Source organism: Methanomassiliicoccus sp. (assembly GCA_012719175.1).
In the GTDB taxonomy this organism is placed as follows: domain Archaea; phylum Thermoplasmatota; class Thermoplasmata; order Methanomassiliicoccales; family Methanomassiliicoccaceae; genus UBA6.
Window position 1 is genome coordinate 55,438 of record JAAYAX010000014.1, and the last position, 17,126, is coordinate 72,563.

A 17,126-nucleotide genomic window follows, 5' to 3' on the forward strand; every position below is an offset into this window, starting at 1 on the left:
TATTTTTATTATTGACCTCGATCAAAGCGTCTTTCCCTTCTTTCGCGTCAGGGCGTAGGCTACCACACCCACGGCCGCAATGGCTCCCGCGATGATGACCGCAGGGGGGAGCCAGGAGAACTGATTGGAACTTAGATCGACGATCTTGTCCCCGACATCGAGGTCCTGACCCGCCTTCACGTCCACCGGGTACACCGCATCCTCGGATCCGTCCACATGAACGGTCAAGTTGTAGACACCGGACATGACTTCAATGGTGAAGGTCCCGTCCTCGGCCGTGGTCACGCTCACGTTGCCGATGGTCACCATAGCAGCTGAGATGGGATTGCCGGAGGGGTCCACCACCCTCCCGTGGACGCTTCCCATTCCCATGGTGCTGAACGGAAGGACCATCGTGCCGGAACCTTTGCCGGAGAGATCGTTGGCGCTCAGCCTTATCTGGTACTCGGTGGCCTCCTGCAAGCTCACCGTGGGAGTGACCAATAGATCATCCCCCGACCATGTGACAGTAGCAGGAAAGGTGGTGGTCCAATTAAGGGAACTGTGGTCCATGGCCTTGGAGAACTTCACCAAAATGGGGGAGCTTAGGGGCAGGTTCTCGTTCTCCAGCATGAAAGCGTAAGGCAGGGTGGTGTCTATGGTGAAATACCGGACCACGGTGGTGACATGTCCGAACCGGTCAGTGGCGCGCAGGGTCAGGTTGTGCTCCCCATCGATCAGCGAGTTCAGAAGTTCATAGCTCTTACCCGTGACGTTCACCCAGGGCCCTCCGTCGAAGGACCTTTCCATTGAGATCACGCTCACGTTGTCGGAGACCTCCCAAGCGACGTAGATATCGCCCTGGTGCTGGGCAGAGCCTTCCTCGGGGGCGGTGATGCTGAGCTCCGGCGGGGTGCTGTCCACGATTATGACGTTGGAAGCGTAGGCGCGGTTCCCGGCTCCGTCCACGGAGGTGACGTTGATCACGTGCATCCCCTCTGTCAATGCCGTAGAGAAGGTGAACCACTCCGCATTGGAGTAAATCCTGACCGTCCGACCGTCGATACGTATGGTGTCGTTGTGCGTTCCCGAGCCCACCTCCACAATGCGCGCCTCAATGCTGACCGTTTCCTCCCCGAGAACGGCACCATGGGGCGGCAAGAGGGTTACGATCGGGCGGCTCACGTCGACACTGAAGTTCACGTTCCTCTGCACCATGTTCCCGGCGCGGTCGTATGCCCGAACGGCAACCTCATGTTCTCCCGCCGCTAGGTTGTCAGTGCTCGCGGATGTCTCCAGGGAAACGTTCTGCAGCGGCCCTCCATCCCACCCTATCTCGAAGTGGGACATACCGCCAACGTCCACCGCCGACCACGTGACGGTCACCGAGGAAGATGGAATCCAGCTGTCTGCCACCGGGCCAGTTATGGTTAGCTCCGGTGGCACGTTGTCCAGTTGGGAGCCCGTTCCTGACCAGGTTATGTTGTCCACCCAACCGCAACCGCCCCCGTCCCCTCCCCGCTCCAATGACCAGCGCAGGGCCGTCTGCCCAGCCGTAATCTCCAAGGCGACGTGCCTCCAATCGGTCACCCCGGTCAGCCTCTCCACCTCCACGCTGTTGGACTCGAAGACGAGCACGTCGGACATGTACTGGCTGTCCATCCTCCAATCGAAGCTTAGGTTCCCTGAGCCATAGAGCCCCAGGGTCAGCCAAGAGGTGGAGGCTTGGGCCACATCCCCGCTCTGGAGGGACCACGGGCCCTTGGTGGATGTCAGGTTGGTCACTGCCCAATAGGCGCCGCCGCCTGTGCTCAGGTACAGGTCCCCAGCATCGGCCGCAGCGGGCAGGCCGACGATGGAGTAGCTCCATAGGACCGAGCGCACCCCCTCGATCGGAGAGGCGGGGACGTCCGGGGATGGTTCGCTCACCTGACTGGGGCTACCCGGGACATAGCCCTCCGAGTACAGCTCGGTGCGGAAGGAGGAGCAGGTGCCCTCGAGGAAGCTGGTGGAAGTGAGGACGAAGGTGTTGAGCCCTGACTGGAACTCACCCCACAGGTCCGTCAGGTCCGCGCATATGAAGTCCGGGAGGTTCCTGGTGCTGGAGATATAGAAAGGAGCGACGAAGCTATAACCTCCTTGAAGAGATATGTTTATGCCGCCGTTCTGCTGCTGCGAGGAGGAGTAATGCCATACGCCCAGCAGTCGAGGTTGGTAGTGCTCGATGTCGGTCATGTACATGAGCTGGTTGTCCGCGCCCGTCCTCTTGAGGGCCTCATAGGTGATCCAGTAGTACCCATCGTCAAGGTAGTTGCCCCAGGAGTTGACCACTTTGAAAGCTCCAACCTCCCCCTCGACCTCGATGTCATCATCATAGCCCACGATGGTCTGGGCATGGTTCAGCTCGGAGTAGATGTACTCCTCCGAGGTGATCACCATGTCCTCCACGGTCTCGTTGGCCCCCTCGTCCTCCAGGACCTTGGCGTCAAGGGTGAAGCAGACCGGGGTGCCGGACCTCACCACCGTGCGTATCTGGTCGATCGTTCCCTTCCAGTTGGAGGTGTCGAAACCTATGCTCTCGACGGTCGATGCGCGGTGCATCGGAGCATCCCGAAAGGCCTCCTCGGACCCCCAGTATAGGTAATTGTTCGCTACGCTGCGATCTCCATCATAGGGCATGGCGCTCCATGTGGCCCCTCCCCAAGTGCACAGCACCTGCCCGATGTCACCGATCCAGGAGCCCAGGTCCGTGCCCCCGTTGGCCTTGCTGTAGGTCCAAGCGGGACTCATCAGATGTTCGGGGTTCCCCTCGCTGGCATCGATCCATCCGTTGTCCTTGGCCTCGAGATATCCGTAACAGTAGTAGGCCATGGCCCACGCGGAGCAGCTCCCCACCGCTCCCTGATCGCCCACCGCCGGGAAGCATGGGTCGCTGGATAGGTCCCATCGGGGATCAGCGGTGATGCCGCCGGCAGCAAAATCCCTCACCACCAGGTTTCCTACCATAGCATCGTAGGCCCCCTCCGTGGGAGGGGCATAGCCGGTCCCGTACCCCCCGATCACGGCATTATAATCAACGCTCGGATCGTAGACCCCCAGGACGTCCTTGAGGCTCTCCACCTCCTTTTGGGTGATAAAGTGGTACCCCTCAGGAAAAGCGTCCTCACCTTGATCCAAGAGGTGCATGCCTAAGGGGATCGTTAATGTTGATAACACTGCTACCAGGGCCACCACCAGTGACACCGACCGTAGAGAGCGCCGTTCCTTCAAGGTTGACCAGGCGCTAAACACATCTCCGGATTTCAACCTATCGAGAAACATTCGTGGTGGAGGCTCAAGTACCAGGGCCCGACCGCACCTTCTCCAGGTGCGTGAGGACCTCATCCTCCTCCATGGCCATGAGGGGGAAGAAGGCGGGGGGTTCCGAAGGCAGTGCCCTTATGGCCTCCATCTCCTTCAGCGTACAGCCGTAGACCACCGCCAGGGCCTTGGACTCCCGCACCGTCCGGGGTAGGTCGGAGCTTATCACCACCTTCAGCTTGGGGTCCCATTCCTTGAGCAGGAAAAAGGGCGCGGACGGGGAGGGAGCGTGCACTATCACGCGGCAGCCCCGCTTCATCAGCATCCACGCTGCCAGGGCGTCCCTTTCATCCTCTACCACGGCCACTACCTTTCCTTGGCTGCCCATGGGCAGGCCTCCCGGGCCGGAGAGGTACTCGCTGAACAGGTACGCCTTCTTCTCCCTTACCTCCACGTAGAAGGTGACGTCAGGCCGGGTGAGATCGACCCTCACGCCCTTATCCTCGTTGGCGAGGAATATGGCAGAACCGACCTCCCTCCCCACGTCCATGCTCTTGTAGGGGTGGTTCCCCTCCCTGCGGGCCTTGACGGCGAAGGATTGGCCCTCCTTCAACACCTGCCGGGAGTATTCGGCGGCCAGACGCTGCATCTCCTCCATGGCGCTGTCCCCCACCAGGGCCGGGGATACCGAGGCCACGCCGAACACCCTTCGGATGATAGGAAGGGCGTCCACGATCCGGTCGGTGGTGACGTATATCCTACCCTGCTCGGAGGTCACCAATGCCTCCAGACCATGGGAGGCCAGGGCGGTGAGCATGTTGTCTATCAGGATGCTCTCGAAATACCGCCGCACGCCGGTGCTCTTCAGCCCTACCTCCGCGTACCGCACCAGGATGACGTCCACAATCGCGTGATGTAGGCCCCGGTTATAGATGTTTCTAGGGACCATGAATATAAGGGACCGACGGCCTTCGCTGGTGCATGGACGCGATCATGGCCCTGGGCATCCTGGCAGCATCGCTGCTGGCGGGCCTCGTCGGTTCCCTCTTCGGCCTGGGCGGGGGCATCATAATCATTCCCGCCCTGACCCTGGTCTTCGGTCTTCCCATAAAGGAGGTCATCGGTGCCAGCCTGATCGGGGTCATCGCCGCGTCGACCGGGGCCGCGACCCGCTACGTCAGCGAGGGCATGGTCAACGTGCGCCTGGGCATGGTTTTGGAACCGGCCACCACTCTGGGGTCTATAGTGGGAGCGCTCCTCGCGGTGTACCTGGACCAGCACATACTGGCAGCGGCCTTCGCGGTCATCCTGGTGTACGCTGCGATCTACATGTACAAGGGCCCTCAGGCGCCCGTGGATGAACCCGAGCAGTGCGTGGAGAGCCTCTCCTGTACGTTCCAGGACCCAGTGACCGGGGAATGCGTTAGCTACAAGGTGAGGAACCTGGGGAAGGGGCTACTGGCCAGCTTCGGGGCCGGCAACATGTCGGGGATGCTGGGCGTGGGCGGAGGGATCATCAAGGTCCCGGTCATGAATGTCTGGATGGGCGTGCCCATGCGGGCAGCGACGGCCACCAGCAACTTCATGATCGGTGTCACCGCGTTGGCGGGCGCGGCAGTGCTTTATGCCAATGGTCTCATATCTCCGGTCCTGGCGGCGGTGGTGGCGGTAGGGGTGTTCGCCGGAGCGTCCCTGGGGCCGCGAATCTCCCGGCGCACGGCAGGTACGTCCCTACGCCGTGCCTTCGCGGTGGTAATGCTATCGATAGCGGTCCTGATGGTCCTGCAGGCATCGGGCCTGACAGTGGGGGGATGAGACCTGGCCACGCATGAGCGTGCCCGGCTGGACCGGTATATCGGGGCGGTGTTGAAGTATGGGATGATCATCAGCCTAGCGGTCCTTCTGCTGGGCCTCACCATGTACGTCCTCGATCCGTCCGGCCATGAGGAGATGGACCTCTCGCTAGGGGAGATAGTCGAAGGTATCCTGGGGGGCAATCCCATCGCCATAATCGACCTGGGGATAGTGCTCCTGATAGCCACCCCCCTGAGCAGGGTGGTCACCGCCGCCGCCGTCTTCCTGGTGTACCGCGAGGGCCGTTATGTCCTCCTCTCCCTGCTCGTCCTGGCCATGCTTTTCCTGGCCGTCCTCACGGGATGAGTGGTTACTCCTTTTGATGTGTGGAAGGAAACCTTCATGAAGAGCCCGAGAATGTCTGACCGGGATGCACAGGGATGACGGTCGATAAGGGCAGGAGTGATAAGTGGTACTATTCATTCCTCCCGTATAACATGTCCAGCGGCAGCACCAATACGCTGATACCGCTTTTCGTGACGGAGGCACTGGCGGGTTCGGTGGCGCAGGTGGGACTTATCAGCGCTGCCACCTCGTTGGCATCGGTCCCGTCCCATATAATATGGGGGGACCTCTCCGACACCGCGAAAAAGAGGAGGATCTTCGTCCTTATCGGCTTCGGCGGTCTGGCGCTCTCTCTGCTGCTGATGGGGCTGTCCACCAACTTCTACCAGTACGTGATAGCCAACGTCCTCATGGGAATGCTGGTCACCGCCGCCTCTCCTGTGGGGACGGTGCTCATACTGGAGTCCTTCAGGAAGGAGGATTGGGCCAAGCAGCTTGCCAGCTTCAGTAAGGTGGGCGGCGTAGGCTGGGTCCTGGGTCTGGTGCTGGGGACCGTGTGGCTGGGAACCTTCACGGATGGGGACCAGGCCTCGGCGATGAGGGCCCTGTTCCTCCTGGCCGCCGGTCTGGCGCTGGTGTCCATGTTCCTTGCCTACAGGTGGGTCCCTGAGCCGTCGGAGACCATCGACCGCTCGAAGATCAATGGATGGGTGCACCACGTCCCCATGTTCCACATCGAGCGTATGCGATTCCTTCCCCAGCGCGTAATACACACCCTCAAGCTGAGCTCCGAGCACCTGCGCCCAGAGAACTTCCCGACGAACCTGAGGAAGTACTACGTTTACGTTCTTTTGACGTTCATGGGGTTCCTGACCTTCTACGTGGGCTTGCCCACCTACCTAAAGCAATACGTGGGGATGAGCAGCACTGAGGTCTTCATCGTCTACCTGGCCTCCTCCACAGCATCCGCCCTCACATATACGCGGGTGGGCAAGTGGGCGACCAGGTTCGGGGGCAAGAAGGTTCAGTCCTGGGGAGTGACGGCGCGGACGCTGCTGTTCCCGTCCTTCTTCCTTGTGACCCTCGTCGATATTCCCATGGTCGGTTACGTGGCAGTGTTCTGCGCCCTGCACGCCATGGTCGGCTTCGCCTGGGCTCTTATCTCCGTCTCCAACAACTACATCGTTTCCAACTGCTGCAAGCCCAACTGCCGGGCGGAGTCCAGCGGCCTGTACAGCGCCATGCAGGGAGTGGCCGCGGTGGTGGGAGCGCTCATGGGAGGCTTCATCGCCCAATACCTGGGGTATCCAGTGGTGTTCGTGGCCGCATCATGCATCCTGGTGGTTAGCCTGGCAGTGCTTAGCCGCATCGATGCCGACAATGGGTACTCGGATGAGAATGCTCCCAAGGCGCCTGATAAGGAGCATGGAAGCACCACCTGATGTTGAGGAACGGTCAATCGGAATGTGCGGTGCCTGAGTTCACGGTCGGAGGCAGGGGCAGGACAACACGTGTCGGTCAATGAGAGGGATCGATCTCAAATCCTCTTCTTATGAGTGGCGTAGTAGCCCCCGCCCACCATGAGTCCGAAGATGGAGCCCCAGGCGAGAGTAGCGGCGGCGAGGTCCAGAGGCCTCTCCACGGGGGCTTGAGGAAGGCCGATGGTAGAGACGAGGGTGATTATGCCTTCCTCCGCACCCCTGAATGTCCCTTCAAGGTAGAGGAAGCGGTCGTTAGAACCGGTAGCTTGCCCTGACAACCATAGCTTGTTCGGTGCCCAATAGGTGCCTAGAAGGATTCCATCGTTAGTCTGCAATGCTACGATCTTCCCCACTCCTGTTGAGTTCTGAGTGAAGAGATACAGGGTAGCCTCGGCGAGCATTGGTGGAGAGTAATAGACTTCGTCAGTGGGGAGTTCGTAGCTCCAAATGATGTCTCCCTGCGGGGAGATGGCAAATGCCCTAGAGGGGATGGAATAATCCGAGGGATCGGTTACTGCGTAGGGGTCATAACCATATCCCCATCCGTTGTAACCCAAGATTGTTCCATTGCTTGAGACTCCGGTAAGACCAAATGTGAAGTCGGAGACCATCTCGAAGTCGGAGAACAAGGAGGTTCTCAATAATACAGATCCGCTGGGGTCGATGACCATTATCTCTGTGGGTAAAGAATAATCGCGCCATTCAGTGTCAGGATCCAATAGGCCGACAGGCATGTAGAGGGCACCATCAGGGCCGACCACAGATGGGGAGCCGATGAAGACCGCCCTCTCATTGAGATAGTATTTTCCGCTCCACGCCAATGTGCCATTGGGGTTGATGCCATGCACTACCCCCCTGTACGATGTTATGTAGATGGTAGAGTCTGAGCTCGGTCCTACATACAAGCCGTCTATCGTGCCCGTGATATCGCAGGTCCATAGGAGTTTTCCCTCATCATCTATGGACCAAAGTTGACTCAGGCTTTGCATCGAATTATACGGATTAAAGAGCGGCACTAGCACATCCCCATCTGGATGTATCACAGGTGTCCCCATAGCAGCCTCACTGCTTGAGATGAGGACCGATAGGTTGAGGATCCACCTGATCCCCCCCTGGGGATCGAAAGATACTAACCTGGAGTCGGTTTTATTGGAGATGTCGTACGCTTGGAGGACAAGATAGATGTTGCCCTCCCTGTCCACCACTGGATCGGTGCTCGCACCATTGATCGGTGTTTCCCATTTCTTACCGCCGCTGGGATCTAAAGCACGTAGTGCGACGGATTTTTTCATATCGTTGTTATCGACCTCTGCCACCAAAACATATGTGGTGCCGTCGGCGGCCAGGGTCGGAGTGCCGTAGAAAAGGTCATCGCTCTTCCATTGTATCCCCGAGGAGCCGCTATCGATAGCATAGGAATGGCTTTGCCCTAACAAAGTGCTGGACTCTCCAAGCGGATTGGCCTGGACAATGCCCGGTATAAAAAGAATGAAGGCCACGAAAAGGATGGACGATAGTCCCCGTGAACCTTGCACCAACGTTCTCCCCTGGGCTCGGGAGTCCGGTAGTCCATTTATTAACTATCCGTCCTAATAGTCAAAAATGATATTGAGATCTGTCTGAATTTTTTGTAGGTGCCAGCACTCCGAGGAAATATTTCTCGCACAGAGCAATTGAATATGGCCTGATGATCGCTCTACCTTATGGGAATTAAGTGATCATCGGCCGACAGCCTCAAGACCTAAGCATGCCTGAATCAGCTCACTATTCTTTATTGTCCTTCCTCGTGGTGATCTGCACCCCCACCACGCCAGTGATGATCATCAGCACGAATCCAAGGCGAACGGGATCGGACGATTCCTCGAACAGTATTATTCCAGCAATGAGCGCACCTATCGCCCCGATGCCCACCCAGATGGAGTAGGCGGCCCCTATGGGCAACTGACTTTTCAGTGCCACGGATAGAAGGTACATGCTGATGAACAGGAGGACCATGGTCGCAGCGGACCAAAGAGGTTGGGTGAATCCCTCAGACATTTTCATACATATCAGCCACAGCGGCTCGAAAGCACCGGCTACGAGGAGGATGGACCAACCGTTCCTGAGCAAGGGGGGGAGGTTACTAGCCGAGACAATTCGGGACAAGTCATCAACCTGCCGTAAGCTGTACTCCGGCTATTCCAATGACCATGAGCAGTACGAAAAGCGACCTCATCAGGGTGATCTTCTCTTTGAAGAGGACCGCACCGGCCAACAGGGCTCCGGCGGAACCTATACCCGTCCAGACCGCATAAGCGGTCCCGACTGGCAGGCCTAGATCGATGGCCAGGGACAGGAAATACATACTGGCTAACAGGAAGACCAGCGTGGTGAAGGTCCACTTGAGGCGTCTGAAACCCTTGGACATCTTCATACCGATCACCCAGCATGGTTCCATTAGTCCTGCAAAGATGAGGGAGGCCCAGGCCAGAGAGAGCATGCCCGCCTGATGCCCGAACCTCTCATAAAACTTACCGATGGATGGTTGTTCCGCGTAGGGCGTTCGTTCCCCTTGTGACGATGCAACCAGAGATCCAGAAGCAGAACCCAGCGGCCTCCACGGCCACCTTGAGCTCGTTATCTTTCGTCCCTATCCTCTCAAAGAAGCGACCGATGTACGCGACATCGTTTGGTAAGCGGTCATTGCACACAGGTCGTCTGTTCGTATCCAGGATGCAAGCCTGAGTGTCCTCCTTATGTGCATCCACCCTTTGAAGTACATGGTCCTCCCGCTTTTTAATTGTTGTATCCAACCCCCAAATCAGCGGAGGACCTCTTTGGACACGCCATCAGGTTGCCGTACCGCGCGGAGGGGATCTTAGGATATAATAGGGAACGTATCTTTCGTGAGACTCAGGACGCGGCCCTGAAGCTTTTGGACGTTCCAGATATGGACGTGCTCATGGACTTAACGTCCACCTTGTACAATGAGACATCACCTCAATTGCCAGGTACGTTTTATCCAAAGACCAACGTCCGGACAACAAACAGGTGACGCTCGGCGTGGCGCAGCTCGCTAAGCCGGCGAAAGAGGGAGAGGCTACCGACTCCCATATTTAGCCTATGGTTGAAAATAGAAGTTAAGAGGTTTCCGTGATCGCGCGACGGCATCAGGCCGCTGGCTTCTTCCACATGATGGCCATGAGCCCGCCGACGATGCAAAGGATCGACCCAATGATATAGCCTCCACCGAAGATCAGGCCGAGGATACCAAATGTCATGATAGTGGCCCCTTCAGCCTTATGGAAGCCGGGGCGAAGCACCAGGGCCGTCGTCGAACCGCCGATGATGGCAGCGATCATGACCAGAATGATTCCTATCCAGACGACCCAAATCCCTACCCAGATGTCCACCGCGATGGCCCATATGATCGATCTGAAGAAAATTGCGAACAATCCCTCAATGAGGATCAGCATTGCCCCGAAGGACGACAGCATGAAGGCCGTCTTTGGAATGTCCTTGTTGGTCAGATGCATTATGTCGTGCGTTTGCGCCAGGTCGTTCATGTGTCTTCCTCCTCAGGTCCATCTCCACAGATGGGGCCTCCTAACCCAGAGTGTCGGTTATCGGTATATTGATTTCCAGCAATAATGGGTGTATATGAGACCATGTGTACACCCCCCTAGTAATGCATGAGGTCTGTCGACCGTGCTCCCATGGGCGGCATGATAGGTGGGGTTCAAGCCTTGAGATCAACGAGCCAATTCTGGTAGTTGTCAAGGTCGACTATACGTGAATCTTATCTCAATAGTATATCGATCTTAGCATTTTCATTCATAGTCAATACATCTTTTTAGAAGTGAGAGCCAGCCTCCAAAGACTATTCCTTCGTAAGCTGTCTTGATAAAATGGTAGAAGTAGTTTGTATAAATAAAATTAATATTAAAGCGACAAACAGATGAGTAATTTGATAGTTCAAAAGAAGTGCAGGGGAAGGGATTTGAACCCCCGAACCACTAAGGATAAGACCCTGAATCTTACGCCGTTGGCCAAGCTTGGCTACCCCTGCTTGTAGCCCTCCTTATAATGGCTTGGAATATAAATCTTATGATTCGTGACCACTCCAGAATGGTGCTCACGGAAGTCTGTTAGAGACCGGCCAGATATCTCAGGAAAAATAATGGAACGATTATATCCCCCCTCGATATTGTGTCATCGGGTGAGGGATTGACGGAGCTAAGAGCCCCATACGGAAGCAACAAAGGCCCAAACGCCGACAGCACAGAAATCAATACCCTTAGTGATCCACGGTTGTTCATAAACAGGGAGCTTAGTTGGCTCGACTTCAACCGCAGGGTGCTGGAGGAGGCCGAGGACATGACCCAGCCTCTGCTGGAGAGAGCTAAGTTCTTCGCCATCTGCGGCAGCAATCTTGATGAGTTCTTCATGTCCCGTGTGCCGGGACTGATCCGCCAGTCCGCCAAGGGTGCGCTGGAGGCGCCTGCCGACGGCATGACCCCCGATGAACAGATGGATGCCATCAATGAGCGTGTTGACTATCTGCTTCAGGAGTACCGTCGGGTTTGGGAGGAGAAGCTCCTACCAGAACTGAGCGCCGCGGGGATAAGCATACTCCGCATTAGCGAGCTTTCCTCGGAGAGGAGGGCCTCCCTGCGCGCCTACTTCGAGCAGAACCTGTTCCCCATACTGACACCTCTCGCCTTCGATCTGAACCATCCGTTCCCGTTCATATCAGGCGGGGCCATCAACCTCGCGGTGGTCGTGCGCGACTCCATGGGGCACGAGAAGTTCGCCCGCGTAAAGGTCCCGGGTGGTGGCCTTCTTCCCCGGCTGGTAAAGCTTGAAGATGATGGTGAGGGCCGCAAGGAAGAGCTTCAGTACGTTTTCGTAGAGGACCTGGTGGCCTCTAACCTGGACATGCTGTTCACCGGGGTGAGGGTGGAGGCCGTGTACCCTTTCCGCGTGACCCGTGACGCGGAGTTCGAGATCGAGCTGGACGAGACCCATGACCTCCTGACGGCCATGGAGGAGGGGGTGGAATCGCGCAGGGTGGGCGACTCCTCGCGCCTGGAGGTGGACGCAAACATGCCTCCGCGTGTTGCCGAGCTGCTGGCGTCCAAGCTGGGGCTTCCCCCCAAGCTCATCTATAGATCGCCCATACCCCTGGCGCTGGTAGACCTGTGGCAGATGCTCGAGGTGCAGCGCCCGGACCTCAAGGACGCGCCCTTCCTGCCTTTCACCCCTAAGCTGCTGGCCAACGAGAAGACCATCCTCAACAATGTCGCCGAGCGCGATGTAGTGCTGTATCACCCCTATGACTCGTTCCAGCCGGTGGTCGGCCTTCTGCAGCAGGCGGCGGTGGACCCAGACGTTATGGCCATTAAGATCACCTTCTACCGCATCGACCAGAACTCCCCGCTGGTGGAGGCGCTGATGGAGGCGCGGAGGAACGGCAAGGCCGTGGCCGCGGTCCTGGAACTCAAGGCGAAGTTCGACGAAACCAACAATATATCCTGGGCGAGGCAGCTGGAGCAGGCCGGTGTGCATGTTGTCTACGGTCCCGTGGACATCAAGATCCACGCCAAGATGTGCCTCATCGTCAAGAGGGGTCGAGGCGGGCCCATACGCATTTGCCATCTGTCCTCGGGCAACTACAACTCCAAGACCGCCCGGACGTACGGTGACATAGGATACCTGACCGCGGACCCGGAGATAACAGCGGACGTGGCCGACCTGTTCAACGCTCTGACCGGCTACAGCCAGAGGGAGGATTACAATAAGATGCTGGTCTCGCCCAATGGGATAAGGAAGGGCATCATGGAGCGGATCGATCGGGAAATCGCCAGGCACCAGCTGCACGGCGATGGGTACATTGCATTCAAGGTCAACGCGCTCATCGACAAGGGGATTATCCAGGCTCTGTACAGGGCGTCGATGGCAGGGGTGAAGATAGACCTCAACGTCAGGGGGCTGTGCAGCCTGCGGCCTGGTGTGCCCGGGATAAGCGATAACATCAGGGTGACCTCTATAATATCCAGGTTCCTGGAGCACTCCCGGATCTACTACTTCAGGAACGGCGGCGACGCCGAGGTTCTCCTGGGCTCATCGGACATGATGCCGCGAAACCTGAACCGAAGGGTGGAGATATTATTCCCTGTAAGGGAGAAGCGTCTGCGAAAGGTCCTGGTGAGGTGCATTCTGGAGGCCCATCTTCGCGACAACGTTAAGGCCCGCGAGCTCCAGCCCAGTGGGGAGTGGACGAGGGTCTCGCCCCGCGAGGGTGAGAAGGTGTTCGACTCTCAGGAATGGTTGTTGGTCAATAGGGGAGCGTGGCATGGGGAAAGGTGAGGACCCCGGACTCTGCCTCCTGGGGGCCACACTATTGCTGCAGCATGTCGCTGAGATGAAGCGCCAGTCCCTCGCCGCCAAGAACATGGAGGTCGAGGGAGTGCACCAGATGCGGGTGGCCTCACGCCGGGTGCGCTCAGGGCTCCCCATCTTCAGCTCCTGCTTCAAGAAGAGCCAGTACGATCAATGGAGGAGAGATATAAAGGGGCTCACCAGGGCTCTGGGCGAAGCCCGCGATGCCGACGTCCAGATAGAGTACCTAAGCGGGTTGCTGGAAGGGAGCGATGAGCTCCTCGACAAGGGGATCTCGCTGCTGTTGGAGATGAAGCAGGCCCAGCGCATTGAACAACAGGTAAACGTGGTGGCCGCTCTCGACGAGATGGACGGTTCGGGTGTACTGCAGGACATCGAGGACCGCCTGTCTAGGATGGTGGAGCGACTGGAAGTCGTTAAGGCGAACGTTCGAGGCCGGCCCAGTTATGCTGCGGGGTCCGCCCATGTCTCTCACCGCTTGGCCGAGGTGATTAGGCTAGAGGGGTGCGTGGCGGACCCGCAGGCCAAGTCCGAACACCACCAGCTTCGCATCGCCATCAAGAGGCTACGGTACACCTTGGAGGCGTTCCGGCCCCTGTTCGATGACGAGCTGAAGAGCGAGATCCGGGCCCTTAAGGACATCCAGGACCTTCTGGGGGAGATGCACGACTGTGATGTCTGGCTTGATGGCCTTGACAATTGGTCCCAGGACCTGATGCCCCCTGGAAGCACCGACGCTGCCACCATCATGCCTGGCCTGGAAGCTATCAGGACAGATCGCTCGCAAGAGCGCGAGAGACTCTACGCCAGGTTCTCTGAGAAATGGGGAGATCTCCGTCAGCGGCGGTTCTTCGAGACCGTCCCTGAAAGGTTCCGGTCGGGCATGTCCCAGAAGACACCGGGGATCCCCATGGTGGGGCCTCGATGTCCTGCAAAACTTGCCATCATCTCCGACGTCCATGGCAACATGGATGCCTTGAGAGCCGTCCTCGACGATGCCCGCGAGCAGGGTGTGGGATCGTTCATCAACCTCGGAGACATGGTGGGCTCGGGAGCTTACCCGGAGGAGGTGGTGAAAGCCCTCAGCGGTGACCTTTTCCTTTCCGTGGCAGGTAACTTCGATCTTAAAGTGCTCAAGCGGTCCCGTTCGTCCAAGAAGTCGCCGGCCCGTTCCGTGAAGGAGGCCATCATCGCTGCGGCGGTCAAGGACCTCTCCGAGGAGAGCCTGAACTTCATCTCCTCCCTGCCCTTGGAGCTGCGTCTGGACCTGTGCGGAAAGAGGCTGCTGCTGGTCCATGCCAGCCCGGGGGGTCCCCGGGAGATCCTGGACCCGGACGTTCCTGAAGAGCGGCTTAAGGAGCTGGCTCATATCGCCGAGGCCGATATCGTACTGGTGGGACACTCGCATCGCGCGTTCGTGCGTCGCGTGGACGGCGTGCTTTTTGCCAACCCTGGGAGCGTGGGCCGCCCCGTCGACGGTGACCCCCGGGCCTCATACGCGATATTGAACACCGTTGATCTCTCCGTGGACCTGAGGAGGGTGGAGTACGATGTGGAAGCGGCGGTCCAGGGCTTACGCGATAAGGGCCTTCCGGAGGAGGTGGGGGAGACCCTGCGAAGGGGCATGTCCGGTCGGGACCTGGACCGTGAACGGTGCGCCCCCGGCGGGGACAGAGCATGGTGTCTGGAGAAGATCAGGGGCATCGCGAGGGAGATCAATGTAGATCACCCCCATGCCGAGAGCGTCCTCCGCCTGGCATCTTCCCTCTTCCGACAGCTTAAACCCCTGCACGGTCTGGGTTCCAGGGACCTGTTCCTCCTCGAGGTCGGTTGCCTGCTGCATGACGTTGGGGCCGTCGAAGGTCTGAAGGGTCATCACCGCACCGGTTACCGGATGATCCAGGAGATGTTTCTGCCTCTGAGCCAGGAGGAGAGGCACATCGTGGCGTGCCTCGCGCGATACCATCGGAAGCGCTCACCGCGCAGCGATGATCCCGAGCTCGAACCCTTAAATGATAAGGGTCGCCACCGTCTGTTCGTTCTCGCCTCCATCCTCCGCATCGCAGACGGCCTCGACTACCTCCATGACAGCAGAGTGAAGGATGTGAAATGCACGATATTTCCTGATGAGGTTATCTTGGAGGTCCTACCGTCCGCAGGGGCCGTCGACCCAGCGGCGCTGAACCTCAGGAAGGGCGACCTGTTCGAATCGACCTTCGGGCGGAAGGTGAGGTGGGCATGAACGACTGGACCCCCCGCTCCGACCACGTGGTATCGTTCATAGACCTCGGCACGAACTCTGTACGTATGATGGTGGTACGCCTCAACCCCAATTGCTCATACACTTTGATAAGCCAGGAGAAGGAGGTGGTTCGTCTGGGGGAGAGCGAGTTCGGGGACAACACCCTCCGCAGGGAGGCCATGGACCGTACCGTCCTGGTATGTCAGAAGTTCGTGCAACTGTCCAAGGCATACGGCGCGGACGAGATAATCATGATCGCCACCTCAGCTGCGCGGGAGGCCACCAACCAGAACGTATTGGTCGAGCGCATGAGAGAGGAAACAGGAGTGGAGCTGGGGGTGATCTCAGGGATCGAGGAGGCCCGCCTCATCCACCTGGGAGTTAGCTCATGCGTGGACCTGGGGACGCGGGACGCCCTGTTCATAGATATCGGGGGCGGAAGCACTGAGGTCATCATCGGCGACCAGGAGCGCTATTCCATGCTCGACAGCCTCAGGCTGGGGGCCATCAGGACGACCTCGATGTTCATCCCTGACGGGCACAAGGGGGCTGTGGACGAAGGCCTGTACAATAAGATGAAGCGTCATGCCCTAGCGATCATGGTCCACACGGTCAGGTCAGCGTCCATGGTCAAGTACGACCAGGTCTGGGGGAGTTCGGGCACCATTGTGAACCTGGCGGAAATGGCCGCTCGCGCCTACGGAGGGAGGCCGAACGTGCTACGCTTCACCCATCTGAAGAAGTTGGCGGCCATGCTGCGGTCCCTGGACCTCGCCTCCCGGAGGCTGGTGCCGGGCATCAATCCCGAACGAGCGGACATAGTAATCGCAGGAGCGGCCATACTGGAGACGTTCATGGAGGAGCTTCACATAGAGGAGCTCAACGTCAGTGACCGCGGGGTCCTCAACGGGATGCTGGTCGACTACCTTTCTGGGATAGAGGGATACCCGCACGCCCAGCGTATGTCGGTCCGCGAGACCAGCGTTCTCCAGCTGGGGAGATCGTGTAATGTGGACGAGCAGCATGCGGAGACCGTCCAGAAGCTGGTCTTGGAGCTTTTCGACAGCGCTAGGGAGATCGGCCTGCACGCTCTGGGATCTAAGGAAAGGGAGCTCCTGAAGTATGCCGCGTACCTACATGATGTGGGGGACTTCATCTCCTTTGACAACCACCACTCGCACTCCTACTACATAGTGAGGAACGCAGACCTGCTAGGTTTCGAGGGTCGGGAGATCGCCATCATGGCCAACCTAGTACTGTACCATCGGAAGCGCCCGCCCCGCCGCAAGGACCCCGGAATGGTAGGCCTTGATGGACGGACCCAGGAGAACATCATAACCATGTCCGCGTTCCTGCGGTTGGCCGAGACCCTGGACCGGAGCCACGCAGGCCTGGTGTCCAAGGTGGGGTTCACGAAGAAGGGCAAGAACGAGGTTGTCCTCGAGGTCGTCTCCGATGTCGACGCCTCTCTGGAGGTATGGGGGCTGGAGGATGACCAGAAGGCATTCCACAGGGCGTTCGACCGCAGCCTCAAGGTCAGGGTCCGAGGGGCCGCATAACGATTATTTCCTTGTCGGTCCATAACAACGATCATGAACGCTCCG

At 58.5% G+C, this 17,126-nt stretch carries 13 protein-coding genes and 1 tRNA gene; 6 read left to right on the forward strand and 8 right to left on the reverse strand.

Annotated features, from left to right (window positions below):
* Positions 1-21: 21 nt before the first annotated feature.
* Together GXX95_10640 and GXX95_10645 are read right to left on the reverse strand one after the other, a co-directional pair.
* Positions 22-3,249 carry a hypothetical protein gene (locus GXX95_10640; GenBank protein NLT38594.1) on the reverse strand — a complete coding sequence of 1,076 codons (3,228 nt, stop codon included), beginning with the start codon at positions 3,247-3,249 and terminating at the stop codon, positions 22-24.
* A 64-nt stretch (positions 3,250-3,313) separates the two neighbouring features.
* Positions 3,314-4,228, reverse strand: a complete 915-nt coding sequence (locus GXX95_10645; protein ID NLT38595.1) for a hypothetical protein — start codon at positions 4,226-4,228, stop codon at positions 3,314-3,316.
* A 32-nt stretch (positions 4,229-4,260) separates the two neighbouring features.
* Between GXX95_10645 and GXX95_10650 the strand changes: the two genes are divergently transcribed.
* The 3 genes from GXX95_10650 (at position 4,261) to GXX95_10660 (ending at position 6,860) form a co-directional block, all read left to right on the forward strand.
* The gene (locus tag GXX95_10650) at positions 4,261-5,094 is read left to right on the forward strand and encodes a sulfite exporter TauE/SafE family protein (GenBank protein ID NLT38596.1); all 834 of its coding nucleotides are present in this window, start codon (positions 4,261-4,263) and stop codon (positions 5,092-5,094) included.
* Positions 5,095-5,145: 51 nt separating this feature from the next.
* Positions 5,146-5,439, forward strand: coding sequence for a DUF1634 domain-containing protein (locus GXX95_10655; GenBank protein ID NLT38597.1), 294 nt, complete (start codon positions 5,146-5,148; stop codon positions 5,437-5,439).
* A gap of 74 nt (positions 5,440-5,513) precedes the next feature.
* Positions 5,514-6,860, forward strand: a complete 1,347-nt coding sequence (locus tag GXX95_10660; GenBank protein NLT38598.1) for an MFS transporter — start codon at positions 5,514-5,516, stop codon at positions 6,858-6,860.
* 95 nt (positions 6,861-6,955) lie between these two features.
* On the opposite strand, the gene GXX95_10665 is transcribed toward GXX95_10660, so the two are convergent.
* From GXX95_10665 to GXX95_10690, 6 genes are all read right to left on the reverse strand, one after another.
* Positions 6,956-8,434, reverse strand: coding sequence for a PQQ-like beta-propeller repeat protein (locus GXX95_10665; GenBank protein ID NLT38599.1), 1,479 nt, complete (start codon positions 8,432-8,434; stop codon positions 6,956-6,958).
* Between the two features lie 229 nt (positions 8,435-8,663).
* Positions 8,664-9,008, reverse strand: a complete 345-nt coding sequence (locus tag GXX95_10670; GenBank protein ID NLT38600.1) for a multidrug efflux SMR transporter — start codon at positions 9,006-9,008, stop codon at positions 8,664-8,666.
* A 40-nt stretch (positions 9,009-9,048) separates the two neighbouring features.
* Positions 9,049-9,369 carry a multidrug efflux SMR transporter gene (locus GXX95_10675; protein ID NLT38601.1) on the reverse strand — a complete coding sequence of 107 codons (321 nt, stop codon included), beginning with the start codon at positions 9,367-9,369 and terminating at the stop codon, positions 9,049-9,051.
* 40 nt (positions 9,370-9,409) lie between these two features.
* Positions 9,410-9,646, reverse strand: a complete 237-nt coding sequence (locus GXX95_10680; protein ID NLT38602.1) for an IS110 family transposase — start codon at positions 9,644-9,646, stop codon at positions 9,410-9,412.
* 402 nt (positions 9,647-10,048) lie between these two features.
* Entirely contained in the window at positions 10,049-10,444 is a 396-nt protein-coding gene (locus GXX95_10685) for a hypothetical protein (protein ID NLT38603.1), read from the reverse strand.
* A gap of 419 nt (positions 10,445-10,863) precedes the next feature.
* A tRNA-Leu gene (locus GXX95_10690) sits at positions 10,864-10,947 on the reverse strand.
* A 218-nt stretch (positions 10,948-11,165) separates the two neighbouring features.
* On the opposite strand from GXX95_10690, the gene ppk1 reads away from it, so the two are divergent.
* Genes ppk1 through GXX95_10705 form a run of 3 tightly spaced genes read left to right on the forward strand, consistent with a single transcriptional unit; the run spans position 11,166 to position 17,081 of the window.
* Entirely contained in the window at positions 11,166-13,247 is a 2,082-nt protein-coding gene (ppk1, locus tag GXX95_10695) for a polyphosphate kinase 1 (GenBank protein NLT38604.1), read from the forward strand.
* On the forward strand, positions 13,234-15,522 hold the full coding sequence (locus tag GXX95_10700; GenBank protein NLT38605.1) for a CHAD domain-containing protein: 2,289 nt from the start codon (positions 13,234-13,236) through the stop codon (positions 15,520-15,522). The genes ppk1 and GXX95_10700 overlap by 14 nt, the downstream gene beginning before the upstream one ends.
* Positions 15,519-17,081, forward strand: coding sequence for a Ppx/GppA family phosphatase (locus tag GXX95_10705; GenBank protein NLT38606.1), 1,563 nt, complete (start codon positions 15,519-15,521; stop codon positions 17,079-17,081). The genes GXX95_10700 and GXX95_10705 overlap by 4 nt, the downstream gene beginning before the upstream one ends.
* Positions 17,082-17,126 lie beyond the last annotated feature (45 nt).